Source organism: Kocuria rosea subsp. polaris (genome assembly GCF_001483755.1).
Classification (GTDB): Bacteria; Actinomycetota; Actinomycetes; order Actinomycetales; family Micrococcaceae; genus Kocuria; species Kocuria cellulosilytica.
Genome location: NZ_LQBK01000006.1, coordinates 59535 through 78850, shown reverse-complemented (window position 1 = coordinate 78850; position 19316 = coordinate 59535). Strand labels below are relative to the sequence as shown.

17 protein-coding genes are annotated in these 19316 nt (G+C 75.0%); 12 read left to right on the top strand and 5 right to left on the bottom strand.

Annotated elements, in window-relative coordinates:
* Positions 1-13: 13 nt before the first annotated feature.
* The 4 genes from AVL61_RS05930 to AVL61_RS05915 are packed head-to-tail and all read right to left on the bottom strand — an operon-like array spanning position 14 to position 3605.
* Positions 14-904, bottom strand: coding sequence for a PP2C family protein-serine/threonine phosphatase (locus AVL61_RS05930; RefSeq protein ID WP_058873441.1), 891 nt, complete (start codon positions 902-904; stop codon positions 14-16).
* On the bottom strand, positions 901-2058 hold the full coding sequence (locus AVL61_RS05925) for an adenylate/guanylate cyclase domain-containing protein (RefSeq protein ID WP_058873440.1): 1158 nt from the start codon (positions 2056-2058) through the stop codon (positions 901-903). The genes AVL61_RS05930 and AVL61_RS05925 overlap by 4 nt, the downstream gene beginning before the upstream one ends.
* Before the next feature lie 3 nt (positions 2059-2061).
* Complete coding sequence (locus AVL61_RS05920) at positions 2062-2718, bottom strand: hypothetical protein (protein WP_058873439.1); 657 nt, start codon at positions 2716-2718, stop codon at positions 2062-2064.
* A 2-nt stretch (positions 2719-2720) separates the two neighbouring features.
* Positions 2721-3605 carry a biotin--[acetyl-CoA-carboxylase] ligase gene (locus AVL61_RS05915; protein ID WP_058873438.1) on the bottom strand — a complete coding sequence of 295 codons (885 nt, stop codon included), beginning with the start codon at positions 3603-3605 and terminating at the stop codon, positions 2721-2723.
* Positions 3606-3780: 175 nt separating this feature from the next.
* On the opposite strand from AVL61_RS05915, the gene AVL61_RS05910 reads away from it, so the two are divergent.
* From AVL61_RS05910 to AVL61_RS05900, 3 genes are all read left to right on the top strand, one after another.
* The gene (locus AVL61_RS05910) at positions 3781-4083 is read left to right on the top strand and encodes a YciI family protein (RefSeq protein ID WP_058873437.1); all 303 of its coding nucleotides are present in this window, start codon (positions 3781-3783) and stop codon (positions 4081-4083) included.
* Positions 4084-4241: 158 nt separating this feature from the next.
* On the top strand, positions 4242-5825 hold the full coding sequence (locus tag AVL61_RS05905; protein WP_058873436.1) for an acyl-CoA carboxylase subunit beta: 1584 nt from the start codon (positions 4242-4244) through the stop codon (positions 5823-5825).
* Entirely contained in the window at positions 5822-6052 is a 231-nt protein-coding gene (locus AVL61_RS05900; RefSeq protein WP_058873435.1) for an acyl-CoA carboxylase subunit epsilon, read from the top strand. Before AVL61_RS05905 ends, AVL61_RS05900 begins: the two co-directional genes overlap by 4 nt.
* Positions 6053-6188: 136 nt before the next feature.
* Here AVL61_RS05900 and AVL61_RS05895 read toward each other — a convergent pair whose 3' ends face one another.
* On the bottom strand, positions 6189-7442 hold the full coding sequence (locus AVL61_RS05895; RefSeq protein WP_082697000.1) for an MFS transporter: 1254 nt from the start codon (positions 7440-7442) through the stop codon (positions 6189-6191).
* 41 nt (positions 7443-7483) lie between these two features.
* On the opposite strand from AVL61_RS05895, the gene AVL61_RS05890 reads away from it, so the two are divergent.
* From AVL61_RS05890 to AVL61_RS05850, 9 genes are all read left to right on the top strand, one after another.
* A complete protein-coding gene (locus tag AVL61_RS05890) occupies positions 7484-9226 on the top strand; it encodes a DUF885 domain-containing protein (protein ID WP_082696999.1) in 1743 nt (580 codons plus the stop codon).
* 73 nt (positions 9227-9299) lie between these two features.
* Positions 9300-10778 carry a dicarboxylate/amino acid:cation symporter gene (locus tag AVL61_RS05885; protein ID WP_082696998.1) on the top strand — a complete coding sequence of 493 codons (1479 nt, stop codon included), beginning with the start codon at positions 9300-9302 and terminating at the stop codon, positions 10776-10778.
* A 167-nt stretch (positions 10779-10945) separates the two neighbouring features.
* Positions 10946-12154, top strand: a complete 1209-nt coding sequence (locus AVL61_RS05880; protein ID WP_058873434.1) for a sigma-54-dependent transcriptional regulator family protein — start codon at positions 10946-10948, stop codon at positions 12152-12154.
* Positions 12155-12286: 132 nt separating this feature from the next.
* Positions 12287-13834, top strand: a complete 1548-nt coding sequence (exaC, locus tag AVL61_RS05875; RefSeq protein ID WP_058873433.1) for an acetaldehyde dehydrogenase ExaC — start codon at positions 12287-12289, stop codon at positions 13832-13834.
* 48 nt (positions 13835-13882) lie between these two features.
* Positions 13883-14956 (top strand): alcohol dehydrogenase AdhP, encoded by a 1074-nt coding sequence (gene adhP, locus AVL61_RS05870; protein ID WP_058873432.1) that lies wholly within the window; start codon positions 13883-13885, stop codon positions 14954-14956.
* Between the two features lie 154 nt (positions 14957-15110).
* Complete coding sequence (locus tag AVL61_RS05865; RefSeq protein WP_058873431.1) at positions 15111-15746, top strand: Maf family protein; 636 nt, start codon at positions 15111-15113, stop codon at positions 15744-15746.
* A gap of 143 nt (positions 15747-15889) precedes the next feature.
* Positions 15890-17683 carry an acetyl/propionyl/methylcrotonyl-CoA carboxylase subunit alpha gene (locus tag AVL61_RS05860; RefSeq protein WP_058873430.1) on the top strand — a complete coding sequence of 598 codons (1794 nt, stop codon included), beginning with the start codon at positions 15890-15892 and terminating at the stop codon, positions 17681-17683.
* A 20-nt stretch (positions 17684-17703) separates the two neighbouring features.
* On the top strand, positions 17704-18537 hold the full coding sequence (locus AVL61_RS05855; RefSeq protein ID WP_058873429.1) for a thioesterase II family protein: 834 nt from the start codon (positions 17704-17706) through the stop codon (positions 18535-18537).
* 24 nt (positions 18538-18561) lie between these two features.
* Complete coding sequence (locus tag AVL61_RS05850) at positions 18562-19272, top strand: 4'-phosphopantetheinyl transferase family protein (protein WP_082696997.1); 711 nt, start codon at positions 18562-18564, stop codon at positions 19270-19272.
* Positions 19273-19316 lie beyond the last annotated feature (44 nt).

Genomic DNA, 19316 nt, shown 5'->3' with positions numbered 1-19316 from the left:
GCGGGGCCCGGGCTCAGAAGCCGGGGGCGTACTCCCCCGGCCGCACGGCGTCGGCCACGATCACGGTGACGTTGTCCCGCCCCCCGGTGCGCAGCGCGGCCTGCAGCAGCACGTCGGCCGCCTCCTTGGGGTGGGGCACCGAGGCGAGCACCCGGGCCATGTGGGCGGGGCTCAGCTCGTTGGTCAGCCCGTCCGAGCACAGCATCAGCCGGTCCCCGTGCCGGGCCGGGAGCACCCACACGTCCGGCTCCCAGACCTGGCCGGTGCCCAGGGCCCGGGTGATCACGTTGCGGCGCGGGTGCACGAGCGCCTGCGCCGAGGTGAGCTGCCCGATCGACACGAGGTACTGCACCTCGGAGTGGTCCACCGTCAGCTGCTCGATCACCGGCCCGCCGCCGTCCGCGCCCGCCCCGGCCTCGGGACCGGCCAGCCGGTAGGTCCGGGAGTCGCCCGTGTTGAACACGATCCACAGCATGCGCCCGTCGATCCGGTGCAGCCACACGCCCGTGACGGTGGTGCCCGCCCGGCCCTCGACGGCGTCCTGGATGTGCTGGTCCGCCTGCCACAGCACCGAGCGGACCCGGCGGACCGCCTCGATCGCGTCGTCGGGGATCTCCGGGTCCAGGCGCAGCTCGCGCTCCACGGTGGCGCGGAACCGGGCGATGTCCCGGGGCGGCTCCGGCTCGAGGACCTCGAAGGACCGGGAGTCCTCCAGCTGGAACAGGGGGGACGCCCCGAGCGTGCGCACGCACAGGGCGCTGGCCACCTCGCCGGCCTCGTGCCCGCCCATGCCGTCCGCCACGGCGCACATCGTGGCCGTGACCACCAGGGCGTCCTCGTTGGACTCCCGGCGCAGGCCGCGGTCCGTGGCCGCACCGGCGCGGATGACGAGGGGTGCGCTCATTCGAAGTCGACCTCCAGCCCGGGACCGGCGCCCTGGGAGAGCGCGACGGGCTGGACGTCGCCGAAGCCCCGCACGTTGCGGGTGGGCTGCGGCAGGAGGATGAAGCGGTCGTCGCCGGAGAGCACCGCCGCGGTCGAGGCGTCCACGAGCACGGAGCCCGGGTCGGTCAGCGACACGAGCCGGGAGGCGAGGTTCACCGTGGGCCCGTAGATGTCCCCGAGCCGCGGCAGCACCCGTCCCCACACGAAGGCCACGCGGGCCTGCGGGAGCTCGGGGTCGTCGCGGATCGCGCGGGCCAGGGCCAGGGAGATCTGCGCCCCGCCCTCGGGGGTCTCGGCGAGGAACATGACCTCGTCCCCGATGGTCTTGATGAGCCGGCCGCCGCCCACGGCGATCACCTCGGCGCAGCGGTTCTCGAAGCGCTGCACGAGGTTGGCCAGGGTCCGCTCGTTCATCTGCCGGGAGAGCGAGGTGTAGGAGACCAGGTCGGCGAAGCCCACCCCGCGCGCGAGCGGGAGGATGGAGGACGCCCCGTCGTCGGCCGTGGGGCCGGTGGCGGTCGAGCCGTCCGGGCGCTCCACGCGCATCGCCAGGCGCTGCACGGCGGCGTTCATCTGGCGCCGCCACGAGTAGACCAGGAGGTTCTCGATCGCGTCGATGAGGTCCGGCAGCAGGTGCAGCAGCTGCCGGCGCGCGGCGGCGTCGGTCATCCCCCGGTGGACGACCATGTCCTCGACGAGCGCCTCGACCTGCCACACCACCATGCGGTCGGTCATCTGCCCGATCGAGCGCACCAGGGACAGGGCCGCCTCCTCGGTGACCTTCTCCTCGAGGACCATCGTGGACAGCACCCGCAGGGCCTCGGAGTCCTGCTCGGTGAACCACAGGTCGTCGTCGGTGAGGTTCGGGAAGCCCAGGGCGCGCCAGACCTTGCGCGCGGACAGCAGGGACAGCCCGCCCCGGCGCGCGGCCTCCCGGCGGCGCAGGACGCGCTCCGAGCCCAGGAGGGTCTGCTCGAGGGCCTGCACGGCGGCCTTGGACTCGTCCGAGCGGTAGAGGTTCGCCTGGACGGGGTTGTGCAGGTTCAGGTTCAGCTGTGCCGTCTGGGGGCCGAGCGCGGGCTCGCCCTGGGTCTCCGAGTCCTCACTCGCCACACGTCACTCCTCTTCCTGGTGGACGGCCCGCCGGCTCCACGCTCGGCGCGGGGCGACGGACGGGCCCGGGCGTGGTGCCACGACCGCGTCGCGGTCCACTCTAGTGGTCGGGAGCCCCGGCGCACCCCCGCGGGAGCCGTCGTCCGCGGCCCACAGGTCCTCGGCGGCCCGGCGGATCAGCCCGGCCAGGCGCTGCGCCTCCGGGGCGTGCTCGAGCCGCAGCCCGCCGAGCGGCCCGAAGTCGGCCACCACGCGCCCGTCGCGCCGGCCGAGGGCGGGGCTGCGCCGGCGCTCCACGGAGACCCGGCGCAGCTGGTGCAGGGGAAGCGACACGGTCCGCCGGGCCCCGCCGGGGCGCAGCAGCACGAGGTGCCGGGTGGTGAGCACGTAGCGGGTGCGCCACCAGCGCAGGAGCGGGCGCAGGCAGCTGCGGAGCACCACCCAGCCGGCAGCCACGAGCAGGGTGAGCTCCACCCCGGCGTGCACCGTGGTCCACGGCTCCGCCACGGGGCGCCAGCGCAGCTCGAGGGCCCGCTGGGCGGTGGAGAGCGCGAACACCGTGAGCAGCAGCACCAGGAAGGGCCGGGTCAGCCGCGCGCCGTGCGCGCGGGTGGACACGAGCACGCGCTCCCCCGGCTGCAGGGCGGGACGGGCGGGCACGCTCAGTCCGTCCCGAGGGCGTCCGGGGCCGGGCGCAGGTGCACCACGTCGCCGGCCGTCACCTCGCGCAGGGCACCGCCGGCCTCGCGCACCAGCAGCCCCCCGTGCTCGCCGAGGCCCGTCGCGGTGCCTGTGACGGGGGCGGCGCCGCCGGGCAGCTCGGCGCGCACCGTGCGGCCGAGGGTCTCCATCCGCTCGCCGATCCGGGCGCGCAGCGGTCCACCGGGCCGCACGGCAGCGGCCGGGTCCGCGCAGAACTGCCGGTAGAGGGGGACGAACGCGCCCAGCACGGCCGGCAGGACGGCGGCGCGCCCGACCTCGCGGCCGGTGGCACGACGGACGGACGTGGCCGTGGCCACGGGCAGCTCCTCCTGGGCCACGTTGACGCCCGTGCCCAGCACCACCGCCGGCGGGCGCTGCTCGTCCAGGACGAGGCCCGCGAGCAGGCCGGCGACCTTGCGCCCGTCCACCAGGACGTCGTTGGGCCACTTGATCCGGGCGCCCGCCGCCGCGAGCTCCTCCAGGGCGTCCACGACCGCTGAGGCCATCAGCAGGGTCAGCCACGGGAAGTGCTGGGTGGGCAGCGGCCGGCCGCCGCCGTCGGCCGGGCGCAGCAGGACGCTGAACGTCAGGGCGGTGCCGGGCTCGGTGGTCCACACCCGGTCCAGCCGGCCGCGCCCCGCGCTCTGGTGCCCGGTGAGCACGAGGGACAGGTCGGTCCACGGACGGTCCGGGCGGGGCCCGCGCGCCTGCCGGGTGACGGCGGCCGTGAGGTGCTCGTTCGTGGAGCCGACCTCGTCGAGGACGTCGATCCGTCCCAGGCCGAGGTCCGCCAGGGCGGCGAGCACGGCGGGGGCGCGCAGGTCGGCGGCGCGGGGGTCGGGCACGGTTCTCCTCGGGGCGGTGGGCGGCGGCCGGTCGGCACGGCGCAGGCGTCGCGGTGCCGGGGGCCGTCCGCGTAGTCTTCGGACCACATCCACAGTAGTAGCCCGGTTCCCCGGGAACGGGCTGGACGGTCCCGTCCGGCCGCCGGGACCGCGGCTCGAGACCGAAGGAGCCATCGTGAGCGCAGCCGAGCACCCCACGACGTTCGCCGTCACCTACGTCTACGGGGGGCCCGCCGACGTCCTGGCCGCCCGCCGCCCCGAGCACCGGGAGTACCTCGGCGGCCTCGTGGCGCAGGGCCGCCTGCTCGCGTCCGGGCCGTTCGACGACGACGGCGCACCGGGCGCGCTGCTGGTCTTCGCCGCCGAGGACGCCGCGGCGGTCGAGCGGCTCACCGACGAGGACCCGCTGGTGCGCCACGGGGTGGTCACCGAGCGGACCGTCCGGCCCTGGAAGGTGGTCCTCGGCCGCGTCGGCTGAGCGCCGTCCGGGCGCCCCCGGCCCCGGCCCCGGAATTTGTAGGAGTTCTACAACGGAGGCCCCCGCGGCCGCGGACTAGAGTGGGCAGGTCCCCAGACCACCCCGGACCGGACCGCTCGGCCCGCCGGGCCGGCCGCGTACCAGACCACGAGGTGCTTGTGACCCACGACCTGACGACCACCGCCGGCAAGATCGCCGACTTCCACGACCGCAGGGCCCGCTCCGAGGCGCCCGCGGGGCAGGCCGCGATCGAGAAGCAGCACGCCCGCGGGAAGAACACCGCCCGCGAGCGCGTGGAGATGCTCCTGGACGAGGACTCGTTCGTGGAGTTCGACGCGCTCGCGACCCACCGCTCGACCGCCTTCGGGATGGCCGCGAAGAAGCTGCCCGGCGACGGCGTGGTCAGCGGCTACGGCACGGTGGACGGGCGCCTGGTGGCGGTCTACTCCCAGGACTTCGCGGTGTTCGGCGGGTCCCTGTCCCAGGTCAACGGCGAGAAGATCGTCAAGGTGCAGAAGTTCGCCCTGCGCAACGGCTGCCCGGTGGTCGGGATCAACGACGGCGGCGGGGCGCGGATCCAGGAGGGCGTGGCCTCCCTGGCCATGTTCGCGGACATCTTCAACATGAACGTGCGCTCCTCCGGGGTGGTCCCGCAGATCTCGCTGATCATGGGCCCGTGCGCGGGCGGGGCGGCCTACTCCCCGGCCCTGACCGACTACATCGTGATGGTCGACAAGACCTCGCACATGTTCATCACCGGCCCCGACGTCATCAAGACGGTCACGGGCGAGTCGGTGGACATGGAGACCCTGGGCGGGGCGCGCCAGCACAACGCGACCACGGGCACGGCCACGTACCTCGCCGAGGACGAGCAGGACGCGTTCGACTTCGTGCACGAGCTGCTCGAGTTCCTCCCGGCCAACAACCTGCAGGAGGCGCCCCTGCTGGACCACGACCAGGAGGACGAGGTCACGGACGTGGACCTCGCCCTCGACACGCTGGTCCCGGACTCCGCCAACCAGCCCTACGACATGCGCGCGGTGGTCGAGGCGGTCGTCGACGACGGGCACTTCCTGGAGATGCAGGCCCTCTACGCCCCCAACGTGATGATCGGCTACGCCCGGGTCGAGGGGCACACCGTGGGCATCGTGGCGAACCAGCCCCTGCAGTTCGCCGGCACGCTGGACATCGCGGCCTCCGAGAAGGCGGCCCGGTTCGTGCGCCACTGCGACGCGTTCAACGTCCCGATCCTGACCCTCGTGGACGTGCCCGGGTTCCTGCCCGGCACCGACCAGGAGTTCAACGGCATCATCCGGCGCGGCGCCAAGCTGCTCTACGCCTACGCCGAGGCGACCGTCCCGCTGGTCACCCTGATCACCCGCAAGGCCTACGGCGGGGCCTACATCGTGATGGGCTCGAAGAAGCTCGGCGCGGACATCAACCTGGCCTGGCCCACCGCGCAGATCGGCGTGATGGGCGCCCAGGGCGCCGTGGAGATCCTCTACCGCCGGGACCTCAAGGCCGCCGCCGACAACGACGAGGACGTGGACGCGCTGCGCGCCGAGCTGGTGCGCAAGTACGAGGAGAGCCTGCTCAACCCGTACCAGGCCGCCGAGCTGGGCTACGTGGACGCGGTGATCTCCCCGTCCGAGACCCGGGTGCAGGTGCTCAAGGCCCTGCGGGCCCTGCGCGACAAGCGCGCCACGACGCCCGCCAAGAAGCACGGGAACATCCCGCTGTGACGGCCCGCGAGCCCGTCGAGGGCGTCCCGTCCCTGCGCTTCACGGCCGGCAGTCCCACGCCGGAGGAGATCGCCGCCGTCACCGCCGTCCTGCTCGCGCGCCCGGGCGGGGGCGACGCCGACGCGCAGGCCACCCCGGGGCGCCGCGACCAGTTCCGCAGGATGCGGCTGGGCCTGCGGCTGCGCCCGGGCCGCGGCGCGTGGCGGCGGAGCCGGCCGGAGGAGTGAGCCCACGGCGGTGAGCCCGCGGCGGTGGTCCGCGGGCTCGGCCCGCACGGACAGGCGCCACGGTCCGGTGCCGAGGGCCGGTGCCGGGGCGACCGGCGCGTGCCGGCCGGCCCGGGGCCGGCCGACGGGCCGGTGCTCACGGCCCCCGGGGGATCCAGCGGGACACGACGAGCGCCACCGCGATGCCCGTGAGCGCGAGCACCGCCGTCACGGCCCACGTCAGGTCCCAGGTGCCCGCGGCCTGTGCGACCGACGCGACCGCGGGCGGGCCGGCGAACTGGCCCAGGGCGTTGAACTGCTGGCCCAGCCCCAGTGAGGTGGCCACCGTGGTCGGCGTGGGGGCCAGCCGCATGAGGCTCGCGATCGCCGTGGTCGGCACCACTCCCCCCACGGCGGAGAAGACCAGGACCGCGCCGTACCGGGCTCCGAAGCGCGCACCCTCGTCCAGCAGCGGGGCGAGCCCGAACGCGACCACGGCGGCCAGGCCCAGCACGGTGAAGCCCGTGCACCACAGCACCACGGGACGCACCCCGCGGTGCAGGGCCCGGCCCGCGCCGAGGTTGCCCAGCACGTTGACGCCCGCGGCGAGCGCGCTGAGCCCCGCCGCGGCGCCCGCCGCGATCCCGGCCTCGGCGTACATGGAGGGCAGGAACTGCACCACCCCGTTCCACTGGGCGGTGTAGAGCCCGAAGATCGCGGCGACCAGCCACGGCCCGGGGGCGCGCAGGGTCAGTCCGAGGCGCTGCCGCACCCCGTGCACCACCACGTGGGCCGGGTCCGGCGGGAGCACGGCGAGCACCAGCAGGCCCAGCAGGGCGGAGCCGGCCGCGGCGGCCGCCCACCAGGTGCGCCAGCCGAGGGCCTCGCTGAGCAGCCCGCCGAGCAGCAGGGACAGCGCCGCGGCCACCGGGATGTGGCAGCCCCACAGCCCCACCAGCAGCGACACCCGGGCCGGGGCCACGGTGCGCCGGATCAGGGCCGGGGCGCAGATCGACACGAGCATGAACCCCACGCCCTCCAGCACGCGGGAGCCCAGCAGCGGGGCGTACCCCGTGGAGAGCAGCCCGGTCAGGGAGCCCGCGGTGAGCAGGCCCAGCCCGAGCAGCAGGCCCCGGCGCAACCCGATCCGGTCCCCGAAGAAACCCACCACCACGCCGAGCAGCATCCCCGCCACCTGGACGGTGGAGAGCAGGAACCCGCCCTGCACCAGGCTCAGGCCGAGCTCGGCGGAGAGCACGGGCAGGGCCGGGGCGAGCTTCCAGACGTGCAGGGCGCCCACCACGCCCGCGAGCACCACGAGCAGGGCGGGCCCGGTCCCGGCGGTGCCCGAGGGACCGTCCGGAACGGTGGCGGAAGGCGCGGAGCTCGCGCGCGGCGCAGGGGCTGGCATGCTCCGCATTCTAGGGAGCGCCCGGCGCTAGGGTGACGTGCATGACCGATGAACGGCCCGACCATCCGTCCACCGCCGGTCCCGGGCCGGCGCCCCTCGGCACCGGGCGGCGCGAGCCCACCGCCGTCGACGCCGTGGCCGAGCGCTGGTTCGAGCGCACCCTGGAGCTGGACCCGGCCCAGGCGACCGTGCACGGCTTCCCCGGGCACGAGAGCGGGTACCGCGACTTCGGGCCCGAGGGCCTCGAGGCGCGGGCCGAGGCCGCCCGCCGGACGCTCGCGGAGCTCGGGCGCGCGGCCCCGGCCGACGACGTCGACCGGATCACCGGCCACGCCCTGCGCGAGCGCCTCGGCCTGGAGCTGCTGCTGCACGAGGAGGGGCTGCGGGGCTGGGAGGTCAACAACATCTCCTCCCCGGTGCAGGAGATCCGGGAGGTCTTCGACCACCTGCCGCGGCGCACCGCCGAGGACTGGGCGCACCTCGCCGGGCAGCTGCGCGCCGTGCCCGCCGCCGTGGACTCCTGGGTCCTGGGCCTGCGGCACGCCCGCTCCCTCGGCCGCTCGGCCTCGGCGGCGCAGCTGCGCAACGCGGCCCGCCAGTGCACCGGCTACGCGGCACGGCACGGTTTCTTCGACCGGCTGGCGCGCAGCCCGCACGTCCCGGACGGGCTGCGGCAGGAGGTCGCGGAGGCCGCCGGGACGGCGCGGCGCGCCTACCGGGGCCTCGCCGCCGTGCTGGGCCAGGAGCTCGCCGCGGACGCGCCCCGCCGGGACGCGGTGGGCCCGGACGTGTATCCGCTGCGCCTGCAGGAGTTCCTGGGCGCCGTCCTGGACCCGGCCACGGTCTACGCCTGGGGCGTGGAGCAGCTGCGCACCATCGTGGCGGAGCAGGAGCAGCTCGCCCACCGCATCGCCCCCGGCGCCACGGTCGCCCAGGCCATGGCGGCCCTGGACGCGGACCCGGCGCGGCAGCTGCACGGCACCGACGCGCTGCAGGCGTGGATGCAGGACCTCTCCGACGCCGCCGTGGACGCCCTGGCGGACACGCACTTCGAGCTGACGGAGCCCATGCGCCGGCTCGAGTGCCGCATCGCCCCGACCCACGACGGCGGGATCTGGTACTCGATGCCCAGCGCCGACTTCTCCCGCCCCGGGCGGATGTGGTGGTCCGTGCCCGAGGGCACCGCGACCTTCACCACCTGGGAGGAGACCACCACCGTCTACCACGAGGGCGTTCCCGGCCACCACCTGCAGTTCTCCACGGCGCTCGCCAACTCGGGCGAGCTCAACCGGTGGCGGCGGATGGGCGTGTGGGTCTCGGGCCACGGGGAGGGCTGGGCGCTGTACGCCGAGCGGCTCATGGACGAGCTGGGCCACCTGCAGGACCCCGGGGACCGGATGGGGATGCTGGACTCCCAGCGGCTGCGGGCGGCACGGGTGGTCTTCGACGTCGGCTTCCACTGCGGCTACCGCATCCCGGCGGAGCTCGGGGACGCCCTGGGCGGGGCCCGCCCCGGCGAGGTCTGGACGCCCGAGGACGGGTGGCGGTTCCTGCGCTCGAACATCGTGATGTCGGACCCGATGCTGCGCTTCGAGTGGATGCGCTACATGGGCTGGCCCGGGCAGGCGCCCTCCTACAAGGTGGGCCAGCAGCTGTGGGAGCAGGCGCGGGAGGCCGCCCGCGCCGCGGCGGGCCCGGACTTCCTGCTCCGGGACTTCCACACGCGCGCCCTGCGCCTGGGCTCGGTGGGCCTGGACACCCTGAAGTACGCACTGGCCCTGTGACCTGCGTCATTCGGGCGTCACATTTCGTCACCGTCATTCGGTGATGTATATTCTCGCGCCCTATCGTGGGCACATGATTTCCGCAGAAAGCAACCGACGTCTGCCCCGGTGGATGACCTCCTTCGGTCCGCAGATCGTGCTCGCCCTCCTCCTGGGCGTGGCCCTGGGCACCGTCGCCGACGCCCTCGGCGGCGACCCCGACACGGACCCCAACTGGCTGATGACGGCGCTGGACACCATCGGCACCAGCTACGTCAGCCTGCTCAAGGCCGCCGTGGTCCCGCTCGTCGTGACCGCGGTGATCTCCTCGATCGCCAACCTGCGGGAGGTCTCCGACGCCGCCCGGCTGGCGTGGAAGACGCTGCTGTGGTTCGGGATCACCGCCCTGATCGCGGTGACGGTCGGGCTCGTGCTCGGGCTGGTCGTCCAGCCCGGGGCGGGCAGCGGCGCCGCCGCGCCCGCCGAGGCGTACACCGGCACGCAGGGCTCGTGGCTGGGCTTCCTCACCGGCATCGTCCCCGCCAACTTCCTGGGCCTGCAGGTCTCCTCCTCGGTGGTGGACCCGGAGACCGTGCAGACCTCCCTCGGCTTCAACGTGCTGCAGGTGCTCGTGGTCTCGGCCGCCGTCGGCATCGCGGCGCTCAAGGTCGGCGCCCCGGCCGAACCCTTCCTGGCCGTGGTGCGCTCCGCGCTGGCCGTGGTGCAGAAGGTCGTCTGGTGGATCATCCGCCTCGCCCCGCTGGGCACGCTCGGGCTCATCGGCCGGGCCGTGTTCGAGTACGGCTGGACCTCGATGGGCGGGCTCGTGGCGTTCGTCGCGACCGTCTACGCCGGCCTGCTGGCCGTGGCCCTCGTGGTCTACCCGGTGCTCGTGAAGGCGCACGGGCTCTCCGTCAAACAGTACTTCTCCGGGGTGTGGCCGGCCGTGCAGCTGGGCTTCGTCTCCCGGTCCTCGGTGGGCACCATGCCCCTGACCCAGCGCGTCGCCGAGCGCAGCCTGGGCGTGCCCCGCGCCTACGCGTCCTTCGCCGTGCCGCTCGGCGCGACCACCAAGATGGACGGCTGCGCCGCGGTCTACCCCGCGGTCGCCGCCCTGTTCGTCGCGCAGTTCTACGGGATCGACCTGGACGTCACCCACTACGTGCTCATCGCGCTCGTGTCCGTGCTGGGCTCCGCGGCGACCGCCGGCACCACCGGCGCCACCGTGATGCTCACCCTGACGCTGTCCACGCTGGGCCTGCCGCTCGACGGCGTGGGGCTCCTGCTGGCCGTGGACCCGATCATCGACATGGGCCGCACCGCGCTCAACGTGGCCGGCCAGGCCCTGGTGCCCACCATCGTCGCCCACCGCGAGGGACTGCTGGACCGCGGGCTCTACGACGCCCCGCGCTCCGGCGACCCGTTCGTGCCCGAGGACGCCGAGCCCCGGGACGCCGGCGCCCAGCATGGCGGGCCCGCGCAGCCCGGCCCCGGCAGCACCGCGGCCGGCACCGCCCCCGCGGCGGGGGCCACGGAGCCGCGTCCCGAGGAGGCCCCGGCCGCCGCCCGCTGACGCCCGGCACCGCAGGCGTCCCCACGGCGCGGGGCGGGGAACCCGAGGAGTGCCCGACGCATTCCGGCGGTTCCCCGCCCCGCGCCGTTCCCGGGCGCGTCCCGGGCTATCCTGAGGAGCGGCGTGAGAGCTGCGTCACAGGAGCGAGCAGGGGAGGGCGCGAGGGCGTGACGACGGACGGACCGACGACGGCGGACCCGCAGCTGCGCCTGTCCTGGGCCCGCTCGCTGAGCCATCTCGCGGCGCCCGAGCGCTGCACCCCGCAGGTGGTGCTGGACCGCACCGACGTCCGGGAGGCCCGGGCCCCGCTGCGGATGCTGATGCCCGTGCTCGACGAGCTGCTCACCCCCCTGGCCGAGGACACCGGGCTGGTCGTGGCCGTGACGGACCCCCGGGGGGTGCTCCTGCAGGTCCGCGGCAGCGCCGCGACACGGCGGCGCGCCGAGGCGATGGGCTTCGTCGAGGGCGCCGACTGGTCCGAGCCGGCGGTGGGCACCAACGCCCCCGGCACGGCCCTGGTCCTGCGCCGACCGGTGACCGTGCACCGCGACCAGCACTTCTACCCCGAGGCCCGGCCGTGGTCCTGCACGGCGGCCCCGCTGCTGCACCCCGGGACAGGGGCGCTGCTCGGGGCGGTGGACCTCACCGGCGGGGACGCCGCCGCGGACCCGGCCACGCGGGCGCTGGTCGGCGCGGCGGTGCGCGCCGCCCGGGCCGAGCTGGCCCTGGCCCTGCGCTCCGCAGCCCCGGACCGGGGGCCGTCCCCCGCGGCGGGCCGCGCCGCCGCCCCGGCCGCCGGAGCGTTCCTGCGCGTGCTGGGCGACGCCCCGCCCGCGCTGCTCCTGGACGGGCGGGCCCTGGAGCTGACCGAGCGCCACGCCGAGATCCTCCTCGCGCTCTCCTGTGCCGCGGCCGGGCTGAGCACCGCGGAGCTGTCGGTGCAGCTGTGGGCCGGCCGGGCGCAGGAGACCACGGTCCGGGCCGAGGTGCTGCGGCTGCGCCGCCTGCTGGAGCCCCGGGGCGGCCCGGCGATCGCCTCGCGGCCCTACCGGCTCGAGTCGCCGCTGGTCTCGGACGCGGGCCGGGTGCTCGAGCTGCTGGCCCGGGGCTCCCACCGGCGGGCGCTGCGGGAGTACACCGGGGCGCTGCTGCCGCGCTCCGAGGCGCCGTCCGTCGTGGCGCTGCGCCACCGCGTCACCGGGCTGCTGCGCGAGGCCGTCCTGGCCGACGGCTCGGCCGAGGCCGTGCGCGAGTACCTGACGCTGCCGGAGGCCGCCGACGACGCCGAGGCGTGGGCGCTGCTGCTGCGCCTCCTGCCGGCCCGCTCCCCCGCCCGCGCCCGGGCGGTGCTCGAGCTGGAGCGGCTGCGCCGCTGACCTGCCCCGGTACCCGGTGCAACGTGCGTGCAACGTGGCCCTGCGTAGCGTGAGCTGCATCACAGGCCGGTCCGGACCCGAGGGGTCCGCGCCCGTGCCGGCAGCACCGTCCCGCACAAGGAGCAGGTCACCATGAGCGTCGAAACCCAGTCCCTCACCACCGTCTACGCCCAGCCCGGCACCGAGGGCTCCAAGGTCAGCTTCAAGCCCCGCTACGAGCACTGGATCGGCGGGCAGTGGGTGCCGCCCGTGCAGGGCCGGTACTTCGAGAACATCTCCCCGGTCAACGGCAAGCCCTTCACCGAGGTGGCCCGGGGCACCGCCGAGGACATCGACGCCGCGCTGGACGCCGCGTGGGCCGCCGCCCCGGCCTGGGGCAAGACCCCCGTGGCGGAGCGGGCGCTCGTGCTGCACCGGATCGCGGACCGGATGGAGCAGAACCTCGAGATGCTCGCCGTGGCCGAGACCTGGGACAACGGCAAGCCCGTGCGCGAGACCATCAACGCGGACATCGCCCTGGCCATCGACCACTTCCGCTACTTCGCCGGGGCCATCCGCGCCCAGGAGGGCACCCTCTCCCAGCTCGACGACAACACGACGTCCTACCACTTCCACGAGCCCCTGGGCGTGGTCGGCCAGATCATTCCCTGGAACTTCCCGATCCTCATGGGCGTGTGGAAGCTGGCCCCGGCCCTCGCCGCGGGCAACGCCGTCGTCCTCAAGCCGGCCGAGCAGACCCCGGCCTCGATCATGGTGCTCATGGAGCTGCTCGCGGACATCCTGCCGCCGGGCGTGGTCAACGTGGTCAACGGCTTCGGCGTGGAGGCCGGCAAGCCGCTGGCCTCGAGCCCGCGGATCCGCAAGATCGCCTTCACCGGCGAGACCACCACCGGCCGGCTCATCATGCAGTACGCCTCGCAGAACATCATCCCGGTGACCCTGGAGCTGGGCGGGAAGTCCCCGAACATCTTCTTCGAGGACGTCGCCGCCGCGCAGGACTCCTTCTACGACAAGGCGCTGGAGGGCTTCGCGTTCTTCGCCCTCAACCAGGGCGAGGTCTGCACCTGCCCCTCGCGCGCCCTGATCCAGGGCTCGATCTACGACCGGCTGCTCGCCGACGGCGTGGAGCGCGTCAAGGGCATGGTCCAGGGCAACCCGCTGGACCTCGACACCCAGGTCGGGGCGCAGGCCTCCAACGACCAGCTGCAGAAGATCCTCTCCTACATCGACATCGGCCGGCAGGAGGGCGCGAAGGTCCTCGTGGGCGGCGAGCGCAACGTCCTGGACGGGGACCTCGCCGAGGGCTTCTACGTCTCCCCCACGGTGTTCGAGGGCGAGAACTCGATGCGCATCTTCCAGGAGGAGATCTTCGGGCCCGTCCTGTCGGTCACCCGCTTCGCCGACTACGCCGACGCCATGGCCACCGCCAACGACACCCTCTACGGCCTCGGCGCCGGGGTCTGGGCCCGCAACGGAAACCTGGCCTACCGCGCCGGCCGCGACATCCAGGCCGGGCGCGTGTGGGTGAACCAGTACCACAACTACCCCGCCCACTCCGCGTTCGGCGGCTACAAGTCCTCGGGCATCGGCCGCGAGAACCACCTCATGATGCTGGACCACTACCAGCAGACCAAGAACCTGCTGGTCTCCTACTCCGAGGATGCCCAGGGCTTCTTCTAAACCGCCCTCACCCGTCCCGACCGTCCGTCCCGTTCCAGGAGGAGCACAATGAACGCCCAGCAAGCCCCGACCGTCCAGGAGTCCGCGGCCACCGCGGTCCCCCGCACCATGACCGCCGCCGTCGTCACCGCCTTCGGGCAGCCCCTCGAGGTCCAGGACCTCCCGGTCCCCGAGCCCGGCCCCGGCCAGGTCCTCGTCAAGCTGATCTCGACCGGTGTGTGCCACACCGACCTGCACGCCGCCCACGGCGACTGGCCGGTCCAGCCCACCCCGCCCTTCGTCCCGGGCCACGAGGGCGTGGGCACGGTCGTGGCCCTCGGCCCGGGCGTCACGGAGGTGCAGGAGGGCGACCTCGTGGGCAACGCCTGGCTGGCCTCGGCGTGCGGGCACTGCCGCAACTGCCGCACCGGCTGGGAGACGCTGTGCGAGGAGCAGGTCAACGGCGGCTACAGCATCGACGGGTCCTTCGGCCAGTACATGCTGGTGGACGCCCGCTTCGCCGCGCAGATCCCCGCGGGCGCCGACCCGTACGAGGTGGCGCCGGTGCTGTGCGCCGGGGTCACCGTCTACAAGGGCCTGAAGATGACCGAGGCGCGGCCCGGGGAGTGGGTGGTGATCTCCGGCATCGGCGGCCTGGGGCATCTGGCCGTGCAGTACGCGGTGGCCATGGGCCTGCGGGTCGCGGCGGTCGACGTCGCCGACGACAAGCTGGCCCTCGCCCGCAAGCACGGCGCGGAGATCACCGTCAACGCGTTCGCGGAGGACCCGGCCGAGGCCGTGCTCGCGCAGATCCCGGGCGGCGCGGACGCCGTGCTGGTGACCGCCGTGCACCCGGCCGCGTTCGGCCAGGCGATCGGCATGGTCCGCCGCGGCGGGACGATCGTGTTCAACGGCCTGCCGCCCGGGGACTTCCCGGCGCCGATCTTCGACATCGTGCTCAAGGGCCTGACCATCCGCGGGTCGATCGTGGGCACGCGCCAGGACATGGTCGAGGCCCTCGACTTCTACGCGCGCGGTCTGATCCACCCGACCTACAGCACCCGTCCGCTCGAGGACGTCAACGCGATCCTCGACGAGATGGAGAAGGGCAAGATCGAGGGCCGCGTGGTCGTCGAGTACTGAGCCGGGCGGACGCGAGGTGTCGCGTCCTGTCCCGGGCGATCGCGAGGGGTCGCGTCCTGTCGGTGAGAGAACGTCTCACCAGCAGGACGCGGCCCCTCGCGCGCGGTCAGAGCCGATCGCGACCTCGCGCGTACGCCCTGCGTATCCTGGGACGGTGACTCCCCGCCTCGTCCTCGCCTCCCGCTCCCCCGCCCGCACCAAGCTGCTGGCCGACGCCGGGATCGGCCACGACCGGCTCGTCTCCGACGTGGACGAGGACGCCGTGGTCCGGGAGCGCGGGGTGACCGGCGCCGAGGAGACCGCGATGGTCCTGGCCCGGGCCAAGGCGGAGGCCGTGGCGGCGCTGCCCGAGGCCGCCGGCGCCCTCGTGGTGGGCTGCGACTCGGTCTTCGAGCTCGACGGCGAGGTGCACGGCAAGCCCCTGGACGCCGCGACGGCGACCGCCCGGATCCGGGCCATGCGCGGGCGCTCGGGGGTGCTCCACACGGGCCACTGGCTCGTGGACACGCGCAGCCCGGCGGACGGCGGGACCGGCTGGAGCGGCGGCGCCCCCGCCAGCGCCGAGGTCTTCTTCGCGCAGATGTCCGACGACGAGGTCGCGGCCTACGTGGCCACCGGCGAGCCCCTCGAGGTGGCCGGGTCCTTCACCATCGACTCGCTCGGCGCGGCGTTCGTGGAGCGGGTGGAGGGCGACGTGCACGCCGTCGTCGGCCTGAGCCTCAGCACCCTGCGCACGCTGCTCGGCCGGGCGGGCGTCGGCGTGCCCGAGCTGTGGACCACCGCCCGCTGAGGACCGCTCCCCGCCGGGACCGCCCTGCGCTTTGTAGGACTCCTACAGAAACGGCGTCGCATTTCCGGTCCGCCGCCGGGTGGTTGGGCGATTGCTCACGACGGGGAATACAGTGCATCGGAGGATTCGACAAGGAGTGAGACGTGACCGGTAAGAACCCCGCGGACGGCGCCATCCGCCCCATCACCAAGGTGCTCGTCGCCAACCGCGGCGAGATCGCGGTGCGCGTGATCCGCGCCGCCCGCGACGAGGGCATCGCCTCCGTGGCCGTGTACGCCGACCCGGACCGGGACGCCCTGCACGCCCGCACGGCGGACGAGGCGTACGGGCTGGGCGGATCCACCGCCGCGGACTCGTACCTCGTGATCGACAAGATCCTAGACGTCGCCGCCCGCTCGGGCGCCGACGCCGTGCACCCCGGCTACGGCTTCCTGTCCGAGAACGCCGAGTTCGCCCTGGCCGTGCTCGAGGCCGGGCTGACCTGGATCGGGCCCCCGCCCGCGGCCATCGCCAAGCTCGGCGACAAGGTGGCCGCCCGCCACATCGCGGAGAAGGTCGGCGCCCCGCAGGTTCCCGGCACCACCGACCCGGTCGGCTCCGCCGAGGAGGTCCTCGCGTTCGGCGACGAGCACGGGCTGCCCCTGGCCATCAAGGCCGCGTTCGGCGGCGGCGGCCGCGGCATCAAGGTGGTCCGCAGCCGCGACGACATCCCGGAGCTCTACGAGTCCGCCGTGCGCGAGGCCACCGCGGCGTTCGGCCGCGGCGACTGCTTCGTGGAGCGCTTCCTGGACGCCCCGCGGCACGTCGAGACCCAGTGCCTGGCCGACGCCCACGGCAACGTGGTGGTCGTCTCCACCCGCGACTGCTCCCTGCAGCGGCGCAACCAGAAGCTCGTGGAGGAGGCGCCGGCGCCGTTCCTGTCCGAGGAGCAGAACCGCCTGCTCTACGCCTCCTCGAAGGCGATCCTGCGCGAGGCCGGCTACCAGGGCGCGGGCACGTGCGAGTTCCTGGTGGGCCAGGACGGCACGATCACGTTCCTGGAGGTCAACACCCGCCTGCAGGTGGAGCACCCCGTGTCCGAGGAGGTCACGGGCATCGACCTGGTGCGGGAGCAGTTCCGGCTGGCCCGCGGCGAGGCCCTCGGCTACGACGACCCCGAGGTCCGCGGCCACTCGATCGAGTTCCGCATCAACGGCGAGGACCCGGGACGGCACTTCATGCCCTCCCCCGGCACCATCGCCGCCCTCGACCTGCCCGGCGGTCCCGGCGTGCGCGTGGACTCCGGCGTGCAGGCCGGCGAGACCGTGGGCGGGAACTTCGACTCCATGCTCGCCAAGCTCATCGTCACCGGGACCACCCGGCAGCAGGCGCTCGAGCGCTCCCGCCGGGCGCTGGCGGAGCTGCGCATCGAGGGCATGCCCACCGTGGTCCCCTTCCACCGCGCCGTCGTCGCCGACCCGGCGTTCGCCCCCGCGGACGGCGCCCCGTTCTCCGTGCACACGCGGTGGATCGAGACGGAGTTCGACAACACCATCCCGCCCTTCGAGGGCGTCCCGCAGGCCGGGCCCGAGGCCGAGGAGCGCCAGGCGATCGTCGTCGAGGTCTCCGGCAAGCGCCTCGAGGTGGTCCTGCCCGCCCTGCCCGGCACGGCCAAGCCCAACGGGACCGCCGCCAAGCCCCGCAAGTCCCGCTCCGCGCGCGGCGGCGGCACCGCCGCGGCGAGCGGCGACAGCCTGAGCTCCCCGATGCAGGGGACCATCGTGAAGATCGCGGTGGACAACGGGGACGAGGTGGCCGAGGGCGATCTCGTGCTGGTGCTCGAGGCCATGAAGATGGAGCAGCCGCTGACCGCCCACAAGTCGGGCACGGTCTCGGGGCTCTCCGTGAGCCCCGGCGACACCGTCTCCGCCGGCGCCGTCCTGGCCACCATCTCCTGACGCGCCCGAGCCCGGCCCCGATGAGCACCCGACCGACCGGCTCCCCCGTGCGCTGCCTCGTGGACCTCTCCGCGCAGGACCGGCTGCGCAGCGGCGCCCCCGCCCGGGCCCCCCGGCTGCGGGTGCTCTGCTGCCCGCCCTCCGGCGCGGCCGCCGGCTACTGGCGCTTCCTGGTCCGCGAGGACGTGCACGTGCTGGGCGTCCAGTACCCCGGCCGGGAGAACCGCTTCCGGGAGCCGCCGGCCAGCTCGGTGGCCGGCCTCGCCGCGGAGGCGGCCGAGGCCGTGGCCGCCGCCCCCTGGGCCTCCACGGCGGCGTCCCCGGACGTCCCGCTCGTGGTGCTGGGCCACAGCATGGGTGCTTCCGTGGCGGTCGAGCTCGCCTCGCGGCTCGAGCACCGGGAGGGCGTCCGGGTGGCGCTGCTCGCGCTGTCCGCCAAGACCGCCCCCGGTGCCGTGGACGTCGAGGACGAGGACCTGCGGGCCGGGCTCGACCCCGGCGACCCGGGCGCGGACGACGCGCTCGCCCGGTGGCTGCGGCGGCTGGGCGGCACTCCCGAGGCGGTGCTGGCGAACCCCGAGCTGCTGGCCCTGCAGCTGCCGGCCCTGCGCGCGGACCTGCGGCTCTCGACGGCTCACGACCGGCTCCCCGCCCCGGTCCGGGCGCCCCTGCTGCTGCTGCGCGGCACGGAGGACGACACCGTGGACGCGGCCGGCATGGACGCCTGGCTGCCGGTCACCACCGGGCCCGTGCAGCGGCGGGCGTACCCCGGGGGCCACCACCCGCTCGCGGGAAACCGGGACCGGCTGCTCGCGGACCTCGAGGCGTGCGCCGCGCCCGGCCGGTCCCGGTGAGGACCGGCCCGTGAGCGCCCTGCCGTGACGGCTCCCCCGGGACCGCCCTGGGTGCCGGTCCCCGCGCCACGCCGGGCGGGCGACGTGGTCCTGGTCCGGGCGAGCGTGCCCGACCTCGTGCCGTGGGCGCGCACCGTGCAGGCCTCCTGGCTGGATCCGGCGGAGCGGGCCCGCCGGGACGGGTACCTGCGCGAGGAGGACCGCGAGGCGTTCCTCGCCCGGCGCTGCCTGCTGCGGGCCGTGCTGGCCGAGCGGCTCGGGACCGCCCCGGCCGCGGTGCCCCTGGGGCCCGCGCCCGGGGCCGCCGGGCGCAACGGCAAGCCCGCCGTGCCCGGACTGCACTTCTCCCTGTCCTCCAGCGGCGGGCACGTGCTGCTGGCCACGGGCCCGCGGGAGCTCGGGGTGGACGTGGAGCGCGTCCCCGACCCCGCCGGGGCCGAGCAGATGTCCCTGGTGCTGCACCCGGCCGAGCGGCGCCGCCTCGCCCGGACCCGGCGGCGGCGCCGGCCCGCCGCCGTCGCGCGGGTGTGGGCCCGCAAGGAGTCCCTGCTCAAGGCCCTGGGCGCCGGTCTCTCCCGCGACCCCTCCGTGGACCGGGTGGGTGCCGGCCGGTTCCCCGGCCACCCGCTGCCCGGCTGGCGGATCCTCGACCTCCCGCTGGCGCCCGGCGGCGAGGAGGCCCGGGCGGCCCTCACCGTCCGCGAGCCGTGGACCGACCGGCGTTCCAGGATGTGAGACGGAGTCTCCGGCATGCGGACGCCCCCGCGTACCATCGTGGT

What these genes read in the sequence shown, in the direction of transcription:
- AVL61_RS05890 (WP_082696999.1), top strand. Translation starts at nt 7,484, where the DNA reads ATGACCGATGAACGGCCCGACCATCCGTCCACCGCCGGTCCCGGGCCG.
- adhP (WP_058873432.1), top strand. Translation starts at nt 13,883, where the DNA reads ATGAACGCCCAGCAAGCCCCGACCGTCCAGGAGTCCGCGGCCACCGCG.
- AVL61_RS05930 (WP_058873441.1), bottom strand. Translation starts at nt 904, where the DNA reads ATGAGCGCACCCCTCGTCATCCGCGCCGGTGCGGCCACGGACCGCGGC.
- AVL61_RS05855 (WP_058873429.1), top strand. Translation starts at nt 17,704, where the DNA reads ATGAGCACCCGACCGACCGGCTCCCCCGTGCGCTGCCTCGTGGACCTC.
- exaC (WP_058873433.1), top strand. Translation starts at nt 12,287, where the DNA reads ATGAGCGTCGAAACCCAGTCCCTCACCACCGTCTACGCCCAGCCCGGC.
- AVL61_RS05895 (WP_082697000.1), bottom strand. Translation starts at nt 7,442, where the DNA reads ATGCCAGCCCCTGCGCCGCGCGCGAGCTCCGCGCCTTCCGCCACCGTT.
- AVL61_RS05885 (WP_082696998.1), top strand. Translation starts at nt 9,300, where the DNA reads ATGATTTCCGCAGAAAGCAACCGACGTCTGCCCCGGTGGATGACCTCC.